Genomic DNA, 13,578 nt, shown 5'->3' with positions numbered 1-13,578 from the left:
AATCTAACTTATAGTATCGGATAAATTTTCTCCTTTTTTGATATGCAAAATCAAAATTCTGACAAATTAAAAGGAGGTCATAGCATGGCTCGTTATACTGGACCAAGCTGGAAAATTTCTCGTCGTTTAGGATACTCAATCTTAGAAAACGGTAAAGAATTACAAAAACGCCCTTATGCACCTGGGCAACACGGACAAGCACGTAAAAAAATCTCTGAATACGGATTACAATTACAAGAAAAACAAAAATTACGTCATGCATATGGAATGACTGAGCGTCAATTCCGTCGTACATACGACCGCGCTGGTAAATTACAAGGTAAACATGGTGAGAACTTCTTATACTTATTAGAATCTCGTCTTGATAACTTAGTATACCGTTTAGGATTAGCTAACACTCGTCGTCAAGCACGTCAGTTAGTTAACCATGGTCACATCTTAGTAGATGGACAACGCGTTGATATCCCATCTTACTCAGTAAAACCAGGACAAACAATCAGCGTTCGTGAAAAATCAGCTAACTTAGCTATTATCAAAGCTGCTTTAGAAGGAACTGTTCACCGTCCAGACTTCGTATCATTCGATGAAGCTACAATGACTGGAACATTCGTACGTTTACCAGAACGTTCTGAAGTATTCGCTGATATCCACGAAAACTTAATCGTAGAGTTCTACAGCCGTTAATCTTTAATCTAACGGTAAAAAAGACTTCGAGCAATCGAAGTCTTTTTTTTATTCAATTCAATAAAAAAAGGAAAGAATTTATCTTTCCTTTTAAACATGTTTAATTAAGAAATATTTTTTCTTTCCACGACGAATAACTGTAAATTTACCACCAATGGCTTGTTCTTTAGAAACTACATAGTCTAAGTCCTTCACCTTTTCACCGTTAATAGAAATTGAGTTATTATTAATGAACTCACGTGATTCACGTTTTGAGCTTGCTGCTTTCGCAAAAACAAGGGCATCAACTAAGTTTAAATCTTCTGCTAATTCAACTGAAGGCACATCTTTAAACCCAACTTCAATCTCTTCAGCTGATAGATCTGATAAATTCCCGCTAAATAATGCTTGAGTAATTTTTAAAGCTTGCTCATAAGCCTCGTACCCGTGAACAAGTGTCACCACTTCTTTCGCTAATGCCTTTTGTGCTAAACGTTCATGTGGTGCCGCTGTAAATGCTTCTTCAATCGCATTAATTTCTTCCTGTGATAAGAAAGTAAAATATTTTAAGAATTTAATCGCATCTTCATCCGCCGTATTAATTAAAAACTGATACATTTCATAAGGAGTTGTTTTCGTACGATCTAGCCAAATCGCTCCACCAGCAGTTTTTCCGAATTTTGTTCCATCAGACTTTGTCACTAATGGCATCGTTAACCCAACTGCTTTCGCCTCATGGCCCATCGTTTTACGGATTAATTCTAACCCTGATGTAATATTCCCCCATTGATCTGATCCACCAATTTGAAGAACACATTTTTTAGTCTCGTATAAGTGTTTAAAATCCATCCCTTGTAAAATTGTGTATGAAAACTCGGTAAATGTCATTCCGTGATCTAAACGAGAGCATACCGTATCTTTCGCCAAAATATAATTAATATTAAAGTATTTTCCGAAGTCACGTAAAAATTCAATCATACTTAAATTTGATGTCCAATCATAGTTATTTACTAACTCAGCCGCGTTTGATTGATCACCAAACTCAAGAAACTGCGACAACTGACGTTTAATACTTTCTGACCATTTAATAACCGTCTCATGGCTATTTTCTTGGCGTTCTGCTGAACGTCCTGTTGGGTCTCCAATTAATCCTGTAGCCCCTCCTACAAGTGGAAGTGGCTTATGCCCTGCTCGTTGAAATCTCTTTAACGTTAAAATAGGAAGTAATGATCCAATATGTAAACTATCTGCCGTTGGGTCAAATCCACAATAAAGTTTAATATTTCCTTCTTCCATTAATGCATCTAATGCTTCTAAATCTGTACAGTCGTTAATTAAACCACGCCACTGTAATTCTTTTAAAAATTCATTCTTCATAGGTTCACCTCATTTAATCATTTTTAGATCATTCACTTCCTTAAAGCATGCTAGATTCGAACCTCTTCTTCGCGCCATAAAAAAAACCCTTCAGATGTTTAAAAACATCATGAAGGGACGAAATGTCGCGGTACCACCCTACTTGTTAAATATCGTCTATTTAACCACTCAAGTTGATAACGGTAAAAACCGGTTCTAACGAACATGCTCCAAGAATGTAATTCGTGATTATCACGGCCTTAGTTCTCACCAATCACTAAGTCTCTGTCACTGCCCTTTAATAATCATTACTTGTGTCTTATCATTGCATTATTATTAACGTTTGGATTATAACAAATTATATCTTATACTGTCAAGATTATCGAGTCGTTTGACGCCAAACAAATGAGTGAGGTAACGTAATTTGAGTTTCCGTAATTTCTTCCTCTTTCATCAATTTAGTTAATAAGCGCATGGCAACAGCCCCAATATCATAAGTCGGAATGTTAATTGTACTTAATTGTGGGCGTGACATAATCGCATATTTTGTATTTTGGAATCCGATAATTTCTAAATCTTGAGGAACATTAATTCCATGATCAATGGCCGCATTCATAAACATGACAGCTACCGAATCACGAACCGCTAAAGCTGCTTCTGGCGCTTTATTATTATCAAAAAACTCTTTAAACGCATTTAATGAACTTTCAAATTTAGTATATAAACCTAAGACACGAGGTTCTAATCCCGCTTCCTCTAATGCTCGACGATACCCTTGTTCTTTTAAATCGTTCATCGCATGGTGTGAACTTGAAGTAATAAACGCGATATCTTTATTTCCGTTTTCAATTAACTTTTTAGTTGCTTCATAAGCAGCTAATTCATAATCAATTAAAACAGCGGGTAAACGACCTTCTAAATCTTTAACTGATAATAATACAGTTGGAACCGTGTCCGTAGCTAATCGCTCAACCTCATCATCTGTTAATTTATCGGCCATCATTAAAACACCATCAACCTGAGAAGCAATCATATTTTGCCACGCATTATTCGCAATATCATTTTCATTATGTGTGACATTTAAGAACACAGAATAGCGATATTTATCCGCAATATCAGCTACCCCATCGATCATTTCCGATGCTGATGCACGTGAACATGTTGGGACAATCAGTCCAACATTAGTTGAACGGCGACTCGCTAATCCTCGTGCAATCGCATTAGGACGATATCCCAACTCCTTAATTGCTGTTAAAACACGCTCACGTGTTTTTGGTTTTACCTTTTCAGGGTTATTTAACACGCGTGAAACGGTCGCTAATGAAACATCTGCAACACGTGCCACGTCATAAATGGTTACTTTAGACATATCATACACTCCTACTGCTTTAAAATTTCCTGCACTTTTTTATTTTGATTACTCACAATTATCGACATTGTAAGCACTAATATTGTCTGTTTATTCAACTCTCTCTACCATTTTATAAGAATTGTACTTATTTATCAACATTTTAATGAAAATTTTCATTTTTAAATCGCTTGCTTTTTCTACTTATTTTTAGTATGGACAGGAAATGTTTAACTTATTCTAGTTGCGTAGTTTTTTGTAAAATAAATCAAATTCTTCTAAACTCATTTGCTGATTAGCATCCGATAACGCCAACATTGGGTTTGGATGTACCTCAGCCATAATTCCATCAGCTCCAACCGCTAAAGCCGCCTTTGCAATCGGTAATAAAATATCCTTACGTCCTGTTGAGTGGGTAATATCAACAAAAACAGGTAAATGCGTTTCACGTTTTAAAATAGGCACTGCTGAAATATCTAATGTATTACGTGTTGCCTTTTCATATGTACGAATTCCACGTTCGCATAACATCACATTTGGATTTCCATGCATCGCAATATATTCCGCAGCATTGACAAACTCTTCAATGGTTGCACTTAATCCGCGCTTTAATAAAACCGGTTTGTTAATATGCCCTAATGCTTTTAGCAGGGAAAAGTTCTGCATATTACGTGCCCCAATTTGGATGACATCAACGTATGGTAAGGCGGCCTCTAAATCACCTGCATCCATGATTTCACTCACCACACGTAAACCATATTTTTTAGCTGCTTCCGACATCATCTTTAACCCTTCAATACCAAGCCCTTGGAAATCATAAGGAGATGTACGTGGCTTAAATGCCCCACCTCTAATATACTTTAATCCTTTTTCAGATAGATTTTTTGCAACACGCTCCATTTGTTCCTTTGATTCTACGCTACATGGACCGAAAACAAAGGTCGGTTCACCATCACCAATCATATCCCCTTGAACATCGATGACAGTATCTTCTAATTTATTTTTACGCGAAACGAGTAATCCCTTTTTATGACTTTTCTCTTCTTGAAGTTTGACACTTACTTTAAAAATTTCTTTGAATACGTGAATCAGCATCTCATCTGTTAAGGGTCCCTGATTTTTTTCTCTTAACTTTTCTATAATTTGCTGTTCACGAATCGGATCATATTTTTTTAATCCTTGCTTGTCCTTTTCACGACCAATTGCCTCTACTAAAGCTGTTCGCTCATTTAATAAATCTAACAATTGATCGTTAATTTCATCAATTCGATTTCTTAATTGTGTTAAATTTTCACTTGTCATGTTATCACCTCATGATTATAGTTTATATGTTATTATAGGGATTAATTACTTTTTTTAACTTATTAGCACAAATAAGGTAAAAAAAGGAACAAGTTTTACTTGCTCCCCTTTTTTACTAACCGCGTAAAACAGCTGAATGTTCATCTGTTAAAGCATTTAATACTTTTTGATGAACAGGTTGTAAGTCCTCATCAGTTAAAGTCTTCTCATTATCTAAATAATACAATGAAATAGCAACTGATTTCTTACCATCTTCAACACCTTTACCTTCGTAAACATCGAAGACTTCTACATTTTGTAAAAGCTTATTAGCCGCTCTTTTTATCGTTTGCACTAAATCTCCCGCTAAAACATCTCGGTTCACAACTAAAGCAATATCGCGTGTCATTCCCGGATGCTTAGGCACTGGTTTATACGATTGTCTTGATGAATCTAATGTAAATAAAAGATCTAATGATAATTCAAAGACATACGTCTCATTTAAATCAAGCGTACGTTGTAATTCTGGATGAATTTGTCCAACAACTCCGACTAATACCTCATTAACGTATACCATTGCCGAACGTCCTGGATGAAAATCTTTATACTCTTCAGGTACAACAGGCACATAAGTCACATTTAAATGACCCATCTCTTCTAAAAGTGTATCCACATACCCTTTCACCATATAAAAATCAACTTTTTCAACTTTTGATTGCCACTTATTTGTTTCTAAATGACCCGTCATTGCTCCCGAAATCTTTGTTTCCTCTAAATAGCGATCATTTTCTTTAGCATAGACCTTCCCAATTTCATAAATTGCAACGTTCTCAATCGTACGTGCATTATTATAGGCAACAACTTCTAACAATTGAGGAATTGTCGATTGACGTAAATAAGCGCGTTCTTCGCTCATTGGCATCGCCAATTTCACAAGCTCCTTCTTAGTTTTTGGCAATGATAAACATTGTTCCGCCTTCTTAGCTCCTGTTAAAGAGTAAGTAATCACTTGAGTAAGACCACATGCCATTAACGTTTGATGCGCTTGATGACGAAGTAATTGAAGTGGACTATATCCGCCCTTCATATCCGTCGCCGGAAGCGTCATTGGAATATTATCATATCCGTAAATACGTCCTGCCTCCTCAATTAAATCCTCAACAATAGTAATATCTAATCGACGAGAAGGAACATTAACTTTAAACACCTCTTGATCTACCGTATAAGCAAAACCTAATCTTTCCCAAATAGTGGCCACTTCATCTGTTGTCATCGTTGTTCCTAAAACAGAGTTAATTTTATCAGCTGTAATTTCAATGACAACTGGCGTCATTACCCACTCATCACATGCTACAATTCCTTGACAAACTTCCCCGTTCGCCAATTGTGCCAACAATTCAGCAGCACGATTAAGCGCTAATTCTGTACGATTTGGATCAATTCCTTTTTCAAAGCGTGCTGATGATTCTGAACGTAATCCTAGGCGTGTTGATGTTTGGCGAACAGATAAACGATCAAATAAAGCAGACTCTAATAAGACATTAGTTGTCTGATCCGTTACTTCTGTCTCAAGTCCTCCCATCACTCCTGCAATCGCAATCGGTTTAACTCCATCCGTAATCACGAGGTCGCCCGCAACTAACTCACGATCTGTCCCATCTAAAGTAGTCATTGTTTCCCCTGATACGGCCTCTCTTACCACAATCTCTTTTGAAGAAATTGTATCATAGTCAAAAGCGTGTAAAGGCTGCCCCATCTCTAACATCACATAGTTTGTGACATCGACAACATTATTTTTAGGACGCATTCCTGCTGCAATTAAGCGGGCCTGTAACCATTGTGGAGATTCCTTGATCTCAACATTTTTTACGACGCGAGCTAGATAGCGAGGCGCTTTGTTTGTCATCGAGCTCACTTTAATTAATTCAGCTGCCGATTCTTTTACCTCCTGCACATTCACCGCATCAAAATGAACGTCACGTGATAAGATAGCTGCAACTTCGTAAGCCACCCCATACATCGATAAGCAATCCATACGGTTAGGTGTTAGTCCTAGTTCAATAATCGTATCATGGAATTTTAAGTACTCTAAGGCGTCCATTCCGATTGGAGCATCATCTGCGCAAACGAAAATTCCATCCGCATAAGCATGTGGAACTAACTTTTGTTCAATTCCTAACTCCTTTAATGAACAACACATTCCGTTTGAAGCCTCACCGCGTAATTTTGATTTTTTAATTTTGAAATTTCCAGGTAAAACTGCACCCGGTTTAGCGACAATAATTTTTTGTCCAGCTGCGATATTTTTCGCACCACACACGATTTGTACAACTCCGTCTTCTCCACCAACATTGACTTGACAAACCGATAATTTATCCGCATTTGGATGTTGCACACGTTCCTCCACATAACCAATCACCACATTTGTAGCGGTTGATAGAACGTTCACCGATTCAACCTCTATTCCTGTACGCGTAATCTTCTCTGCTAACTCTTTTGGATTTATATCGCTTAAATCAACGTACTGGCTTAACCAATTCACTGAAACTAACATGTAAATAGCCTCCCACTTTTATCTTATTTAAATTGATTGATAAATCTTAAATCATTAATATAGAAATTTCGAATATCTTCAATGCCATACTTTAACATCGCAATACGTTCTGCCCCAATTCCGAAGGCAAATCCTTGATATTTCTTAGAATCAAATCCTGACATTTCTAACACATTTGGATGCACCATTCCAGCACCTAAGATTTCAATCCATCCTGTTCCCTTACAAATATTACATCCATGACCCGAACACTTAGAACATGTAACATCCACCTCAACCGATGGTTCCGTGAATGGGAAGAATGATGGGCGTAAACGAATTTCGCGATCCTCACCAAACATCTTGCGCGCTAATTCTAATAAAGTCCCCTTTAAGTCCGCCATTGTAATATCTGTATCAATCACTAATCCCTCGATTTGTGTAAATTGGTGTGAATGCGTCGCATCATCATCATCACGTCGATAGACTTTCCCAGGACAGATAATTTTAACAGGTCCTTTTCCTTTTGCCGCTTCTAATACACGTGCTTGAACAGGAGAAGTATGCGTACGTAATAACGACTCCTCTGTAATATAAAATGAATCTTGCATGTCACGTGCTGGATGCCCTTTAGGTAAGTTAAGTAATTCAAAGTTGTAATGATCCCACTCAACTTCTGGACCTTCTTCAACAGTATACCCCATTGAAATAAATAAAGATTCAACCTCATTTGTCACAGCTTGTAATGGATGAACAACTCCGATACGTGTTCGACGACCTGGAAGTGTCACATCAATTGTTTCACTCGCCAATTGCATCGCAATTGCTACCTCTTCAAGTTCTACTTTTTTACTTTCAATCGCTTGCGAAATAGCCGTTTTAACTTCATTTGAAACCTGACCAGCACTTTTGCGCTCTTCTGGGGCCATGTCTTTCATATTTTTCATGACTTCTTGAATGGGTCCCTTTTTCCCTAAATACTTGACGCGAAGATTATTTAATTCTTTTAAATCAGTTGTTTGTCCAACTTCCGCTAAAGCTTGAACTTGCAATTCTTTTAATCGATCTAGCATTTTTATTCCTCCATCTATATTCTTTTCAAATAAAAAAACGTCCTAAAAAGGACGTTTCACACGCGGTACCACCTTTATTGCTAAGATCAAAATCCTTAGCCACTTCAGTAACAATAACGGTTTAAACCGGATGGGATTAGCATCACTCCAAAGGTGAATTCAAGAGTTTACCTATAAAAGTGTTTGCAGTCTAGGACACTTTCTCCCTCAATAGTCAATTCCTCTTTACTATGCCTTTTTCAACGTTTTTTTATTTTTCTTAATCTCTATTATATCTTTTTCATCAAAAATGTACAAGAACTTATATCAATTAGGCCCTATTTCATTAGACAAACTGAAAGGGCTCCGTACTAATTTTTGAATCGATCGCTATCCCTGCTACCCATTCATTTAACAGATTGGCTACATGTTGCTTCATCATACATTCCGCATGGTGTCCGACGTCTAAGACATTTAACCCCATATCTTGTGCATCCTGAGCATCATGAAACCCAACATCTCCTGTAATAAATAAATCCACCTTACGTGCCTTAACAGGACCAAAATAGCTACTTCCGCTCCCACCGATGACAGCTACCGTTTTAATTTTTTTATTTAAATTTCCAACAAATCGAGCATTCAAAATATTTAATGCTTGTTTAACCTGTTTGATGTACGCTGCTGCTTCAAGTGGTTCTGAAATATTTCCAACACGTCCGAGTCCATATTGAGCTCCTGGCATCGTCACTTGCAGTGGGTAAACGTCGTATGCCATTTCCTCATAAGGATGGACCTCTTTTATTTTACTAATCACAGACTGAACTTCACTAGCTTGAACAACGCCTTCAATCTTAGACTCGTTCACATGCTCTAGTTGATTCACCTCACCTATAAAAGGATTGCTATTTGTTAATGGTTTAAAAGAACCTATTCCCTCAGAAACAAATGTACAATGTGAGTAGTTTCCAATTTGCCCGACTCCTAGGTCCCCCATCGCCTGACGGACCTTCTCTACATGAGTCTGAGGCACATAAACGATAAGTTTTACATACTCCTCACGTTTCGTTGGAATAAGGGGTTTAATATTTTTTAAACCTAAAGCATGAGCTAAACAATCATTCATTCCATTAGTAGCAATATCAAAATTTGTATGCATACAATAAACACAAATATCATGTTTAATACAAAGTTCAACAATTTTTCCTTTTGGCGTATTCGTGTTAACGGTTGCTAAAGGACGATAAATGAATGGGTGATGGGCAATGATTAAATTAGAACCCTTTTCAATTGCCTCTTCAACAACCGCCAATGTCACATCAAGTGTGACTAAGGCCGTTGTCAGTGGGCGATTAACATTTCCAATATGAAGTCCGATTGGATCTTTATCATAAGCTAATTTTTTTGGAAACCATTCTTCAAGTTTTTTTATAACCGCACTAATAGTCAAACTCATTTTTTTAATACCTCTTTTAAAAGCGATTGACGATGATTTAAAGCATCGATTCTTGGATGATGAGCCGGTAATTGATTAATAATTTGATTGTTTTTATCATATTCCTTTTGCCATCTTTCTTCGAAGACCTTACAAGATGACTGACGTCTTAAAACAGGACCAAATTCGAGATCTAATTCGTTATACACCACCGGAGTTTGACTCGGTTGCACAACAATAATCTCATAAATTTTTTTTTCATCAAGAACAATTTTCTCATCTACAATCTCAAATTGATTTTTCATTAAAAAGGTGCGTAATACATTAGCATCCAAATTAGGTTGTAGAATGAGTCGATTAAAAGATTTAGCCAGCGGGATATCCGCCTCTAAAATCGATGTAATCAACTTTCCTCCCATTCCAGCAATAACCACGCCCTCAACTTCACCTGGCTTTATAACACTCAGTCCTGATCCTAAACGCGTCTCAATGAGATCGTCTAAGTTATATTTTGAAATAGTTGCCTTAGCAGCCTCTAGTGGACCTCCCCCAACATCGGCTGCAATGGCTCTTTTCAATTGTCCTCTTAATAGTCCGGCACAAGGTAAATAAGCGTGGTCCGTTCCAATATCGGCAATTGATTGTAAAGGATGAAGAGCATCCAGACATGTTTGTAATCGTAACGATAATTCGCAATTCATAGTCTCTAATCCTATTCTTCCATAAAGTCTTTTAATCGACGACTACGAGAAGGATGACGTAGTTTACGTAAAGCCTTAGCCTCGATTTGGCGAATACGTTCGCGTGTCACTCCGAACTCTTTTCCTACCTCTTCAAGTGTTCGAGTACGTCCGTCCTCAAGTCCAAAACGTAAACGTAAGACGCGTTCCTCGCGATCCGTTAACGTCTCTAATACATCGTCTAATTCTTTTTTTAACATCTCATTAGAAGCGAATTCAGATGGTGATAAAGCATCCGCATCTGGAATAAAGTCACCTAAGTGAGAATCGTCCTCTTCACCGACTGGAGATTCTAATGAAACAGGTTCTTGAGAAATTTTTAAAATTTCTCGCACTTTTTCCGGGGAAATTCCCATCTTATCAGAAATTTCTTCTGGTAATGGTTCACGCCCTAATTCTTGAACAAGTTGACGTTGAATGCGAACAAGTTTATTAATCGTTTCGACCATATGCACTGGGATACGAATGGTACGAGCTTGGTCAGCAATCGCACGTGTAATCGCCTGACGAATCCACCATGTGGCATATGTTGAAAATTTAAATCCTTTTCGGTAGTCAAACTTTTCAACTGCTTTAATAAGCCCCATATTTCCTTCTTGAATTAAATCTAAAAATAACATTCCACGCCCAACATGACGTTTCGCAATACTAACAACTAAACGTAAATTGGCCTCTACCAGACGTTTTTTAGCGTATTCACCTTCTAGAATGACACGGCGCGCTTGCTCGTCCGTTAATTCAGTAATTCCAATTAAATATTCATTTCCGTCATTAGCTTCACCCGCATTTTTAATTAATGAATCGATACGTTCAAGCAATTCAGATGGAATTTCTTCATTTTGTCGGCGAATTTCCATGATTTCTGCCGAGATATCCCCACACTCAATCTTTTTAGCAAATCCGATTTCTTCTTGACTCGATAGTAATTCTACACGACCAATTTCTTTTAAATACATTCGGACAGGATCATTAATTTTGAATTGTGATGTAAATTCAAAGTCATCAAATTTTTCTTCTAAATCAACTTCTTCTTCGGCACTAAAATCGGCAGGAATATTTTCCTCTTCATCCTCATCCGTATTAAATTCTGGTAAAATCAACGCTGGTGTTTCTTCAACCTCTTCAGGCTTCGCTTTAACTACCTTCGGTTCCGTTACCTTTTCGGCTTTCACGATATTAATTCCTTCCGAATCATATAAGTCTAAAAAAGAGCTAATCATTTCTGGGTCTAATTGAACTTGTGCAAAATCATTATTGATTTCATCATATGTTAAATAGCCGCGCTTTTTACCTAATTTAATAAGCCGGTTATTAATTTCTAGTATTTTTCTTTCGTCAAGTACCGGATTTGACATAAAACCACTCCTTCTACTTCTCAAACTGTTGTTTGAGTTGATTCACTTTACCTAGTAATTCTAATTTTTGGTGATCTAATGTTGCTTCGCTAATTTGTTTTTTCAACTGTTCCATTTGTACTCTATAAACATATTCTTTAATAACAGAAATTAAATCGTTAATTACTTCATCATCACCAAGTGGAGGTAATGATTCGCATTCAAAAATAATATCTGTAATAGGCTTGACTAAATCCTCATCAATCCAATTTAAAAAATATTGTAAATTCATCGTTTCATGCGTCGTGTAATAATCGAGAATATACAACACAATATTTCGACGCGTAGAATCGTTTAAATATCCATTTAACTCTTTTTCCACCTTCAAAGCGACACGTCGCTCTTTTAACATGTAGTGAATTAACATTTTTTCAGATCGTTCATATTTAGTATCTCGTACTTGTCTTGAATGTATTTGTACGTTTTCGTTTTTATTGTTGTTAATATTTACATTTTTATACACTTGACTTTTACTACTATAATTAAACTCCTGAAGAATACTCTGTTCACCGATTGAAATATCATGAGCTAATTTTTTTAAAATCAACTCTTTTAGTGTTGCGCTTTGTAAGGTATAGGCAAAGTGATAGATTTGTCGTTTAAATTGTTCACGATGACTAACAAAATCTAAATTAAATTGGCGCCTGATTGAGAGATACTGATAATCAATAGCTGGAATCGCTTGATCAATAAGTTTAGAAAAGGCCTCGCTCCCGTAAGTTTTAATGAACTCGTCCGGGTCCATATTATTTGGAAATTCAGCGACACTTATTGAAAAATTTTGTGCCATCAAAATAGGAATGGCCTTACTTGCTGCGGATAGCCCCGCCTTATCTCCATCAAAACAAAGAATGATTTTATCCGTTAAACGACGTAATTCACGGCTATGTTCTTCAGTTAACGCCGTTCCCATCGTCGCTACAGATTCATCAAACCCGGCTTTAACGGCGGCGATTACATCCAAAAAGCCTTCAAATAATAAAACGCGATTATGTCTTCGAATTGAACGTTTCGCTTCATTTAAGTGATAAATAAGCTTCCCTTTCTGAAAAACATTGGATTCTGGTGAATTAACATATTTTCCTAAATGGGTATCCCCATCTAAGAAGACTCGTCCACTAAATCCAACCACGTGTCCGAGCTTATCTGAAATCGGAAACATGATACGGGATTTGAAGCGATCGTAGTAATGACCGTTGTGTTCATTAAGTAGGCCGACTTGGGCCGCCAATTCTAACGGGTACTGATTGTTCGTTAATGTTTTTACCAGAGCATCCGAATAGGAGGGAGCTAACCCAATCCCAAACGCATCAATCGTTTCGCTATCAATCCCTCGTTCTTTCAAATAGGATAATGCTTCTTTTCCGTCTTTTGTATGGTTTAAATAGTAATGATAAAATCCCTTTGCAAACTCTAAAATCGCAAACTCATTTTTAAACTTTGCCTCTTTTAGGCTCGAATCCGATGACACGCTAATGTCTGTTTGAATGCCCGCCCGCTGAGCTAATTTTAAAATTGCTTGAGGGTATGAAACAGCTTCAATTGAGGAAACAAAGGAAACAACATTACCCCCTTCACCGCAACCAAAGCACTTATAAATTCCTTTATCAGGAGATACGACAAAGGAAGGGGTATTTTCACCATGGAAAGGACATAACCCCTTATAATTTTTACCTGCTTTACTTAACTGCACATAATCGCCAATGACATCAACAATATCACTTTTTGCGATGACTTCATCAAATAACTCCTGAGGAATTTTATTCCTTCCCATTGCAT

General features: G+C 37.1%; 10 protein-coding genes and 2 other annotated features. Of the genes, 1 reads left to right on the top strand and 9 read right to left on the bottom strand.

All coding sequences use genetic code 11. From position 1 onward, the window contains the following. Window positions 1-84 precede the first annotated feature (84 nt). On the top strand, window positions 85-684 hold the full coding sequence (gene rpsD, locus AACH31_RS03480) for a 30S ribosomal protein S4 (protein ID WP_055241189.1): 600 nt from the start codon (window positions 85-87) through the stop codon (window positions 682-684). Window positions 685-774: 90 nt separating this feature from the next. On the opposite strand, the gene tyrS is transcribed toward rpsD, so the two are convergent. From tyrS to dnaG, 9 genes are all read right to left on the bottom strand, one after another. After that, window positions 775-2,040, bottom strand: a complete 1,266-nt coding sequence (gene tyrS / locus AACH31_RS03475; RefSeq protein ID WP_161831973.1) for a tyrosine--tRNA ligase — start codon at window positions 2,038-2,040, stop codon at window positions 775-777. A gap of 110 nt (window positions 2,041-2,150) precedes the next feature. Beyond that, window positions 2,151-2,354, bottom strand: a binding site (T-box leader). Between the two features lie 44 nt (window positions 2,355-2,398). After that, window positions 2,399-3,388 carry a substrate-binding domain-containing protein gene (locus AACH31_RS03470; protein ID WP_161831972.1) on the bottom strand — a complete coding sequence of 330 codons (990 nt, stop codon included), beginning with the start codon at window positions 3,386-3,388 and terminating at the stop codon, window positions 2,399-2,401. A 219-nt stretch (window positions 3,389-3,607) separates the two neighbouring features. Then, a complete protein-coding gene (locus AACH31_RS03465) occupies window positions 3,608-4,669 on the bottom strand; it encodes a bifunctional 3-deoxy-7-phosphoheptulonate synthase/chorismate mutase (protein ID WP_161831971.1) in 1,062 nt (353 codons plus the stop codon). A 115-nt stretch (window positions 4,670-4,784) separates the two neighbouring features. After that, on the bottom strand, window positions 4,785-7,202 hold the full coding sequence (gene pheT / locus AACH31_RS03460) for a phenylalanine--tRNA ligase subunit beta (RefSeq protein ID WP_262953918.1): 2,418 nt from the start codon (window positions 7,200-7,202) through the stop codon (window positions 4,785-4,787). 23 nt (window positions 7,203-7,225) lie between these two features. Next, on the bottom strand, window positions 7,226-8,254 hold the full coding sequence (gene pheS, locus AACH31_RS03455) for a phenylalanine--tRNA ligase subunit alpha (RefSeq protein ID WP_161831969.1): 1,029 nt from the start codon (window positions 8,252-8,254) through the stop codon (window positions 7,226-7,228). A 44-nt stretch (window positions 8,255-8,298) separates the two neighbouring features. Then, window positions 8,299-8,506, bottom strand: a binding site (T-box leader). Window positions 8,507-8,579: 73 nt separating this feature from the next. Continuing rightward, window positions 8,580-9,686, bottom strand: a complete 1,107-nt coding sequence (locus AACH31_RS03450) for a Nif3-like dinuclear metal center hexameric protein (RefSeq protein WP_338617912.1) — start codon at window positions 9,684-9,686, stop codon at window positions 8,580-8,582. Then, window positions 9,683-10,366 carry a tRNA (adenine(22)-N(1))-methyltransferase gene (locus AACH31_RS03445; protein ID WP_161831967.1) on the bottom strand — a complete coding sequence of 228 codons (684 nt, stop codon included), beginning with the start codon at window positions 10,364-10,366 and terminating at the stop codon, window positions 9,683-9,685. Before AACH31_RS03445 ends, AACH31_RS03450 begins: the two co-directional genes overlap by 4 nt. An 11-nt stretch (window positions 10,367-10,377) precedes the next feature. Further along, window positions 10,378-11,760 carry an RNA polymerase sigma factor RpoD gene (gene rpoD / locus AACH31_RS03440; protein ID WP_161831966.1) on the bottom strand — a complete coding sequence of 461 codons (1,383 nt, stop codon included), beginning with the start codon at window positions 11,758-11,760 and terminating at the stop codon, window positions 10,378-10,380. Between the two features lie 13 nt (window positions 11,761-11,773). Continuing rightward, complete coding sequence (dnaG, locus tag AACH31_RS03435) at window positions 11,774-13,573, bottom strand: DNA primase (RefSeq protein WP_262950443.1); 1,800 nt, start codon at window positions 13,571-13,573, stop codon at window positions 11,774-11,776. Window positions 13,574-13,578 lie beyond the last annotated feature (5 nt).

It is taken from the genome of Turicibacter faecis (genome assembly GCF_037076425.1).
Taxonomy (GTDB): domain Bacteria; phylum Bacillota_I; class Bacilli_A; order MOL361; family Turicibacteraceae; genus Turicibacter; species Turicibacter faecis.
The sequence above is the reverse complement of the archived record's forward strand: the minus strand, read 5'-3'. Positions and strand labels throughout refer to the sequence as shown.

What these genes read in the sequence shown, in the direction of transcription:
- rpsD (WP_055241189.1), top strand. Translation starts at nt 85, where the DNA reads ATGGCTCGTTATACTGGACCAAGCTGGAAAATTTCTCGTCGTTTAGGA.
- tyrS (WP_161831973.1), bottom strand. Translation starts at nt 2,040, where the DNA reads ATGAAGAATGAATTTTTAAAAGAATTACAGTGGCGTGGTTTAATTAAC.
- AACH31_RS03470 (WP_161831972.1), bottom strand. Translation starts at nt 3,388, where the DNA reads ATGTCTAAAGTAACCATTTATGACGTGGCACGTGTTGCAGATGTTTCA.
- AACH31_RS03465 (WP_161831971.1), bottom strand. Translation starts at nt 4,669, where the DNA reads ATGACAAGTGAAAATTTAACACAATTAAGAAATCGAATTGATGAAATT.
- pheT (WP_262953918.1), bottom strand. Translation starts at nt 7,202, where the DNA reads ATGTTAGTTTCAGTGAATTGGTTAAGCCAGTACGTTGATTTAAGCGAT.
- pheS (WP_161831969.1), bottom strand. Translation starts at nt 8,254, where the DNA reads ATGCTAGATCGATTAAAAGAATTGCAAGTTCAAGCTTTAGCGGAAGTT.
- AACH31_RS03450 (WP_338617912.1), bottom strand. Translation starts at nt 9,686, where the DNA reads ATGAGTTTGACTATTAGTGCGGTTATAAAAAAACTTGAAGAATGGTTT.
- AACH31_RS03445 (WP_161831967.1), bottom strand. Translation starts at nt 10,366, where the DNA reads ATGAATTGCGAATTATCGTTACGATTACAAACATGTCTGGATGCTCTT.
- rpoD (WP_161831966.1), bottom strand. Translation starts at nt 11,760, where the DNA reads ATGTCAAATCCGGTACTTGACGAAAGAAAAATACTAGAAATTAATAAC.
- dnaG (WP_262950443.1), bottom strand. Translation starts at nt 13,573, where the DNA reads ATGGGAAGGAATAAAATTCCTCAGGAGTTATTTGATGAAGTCATCGCA.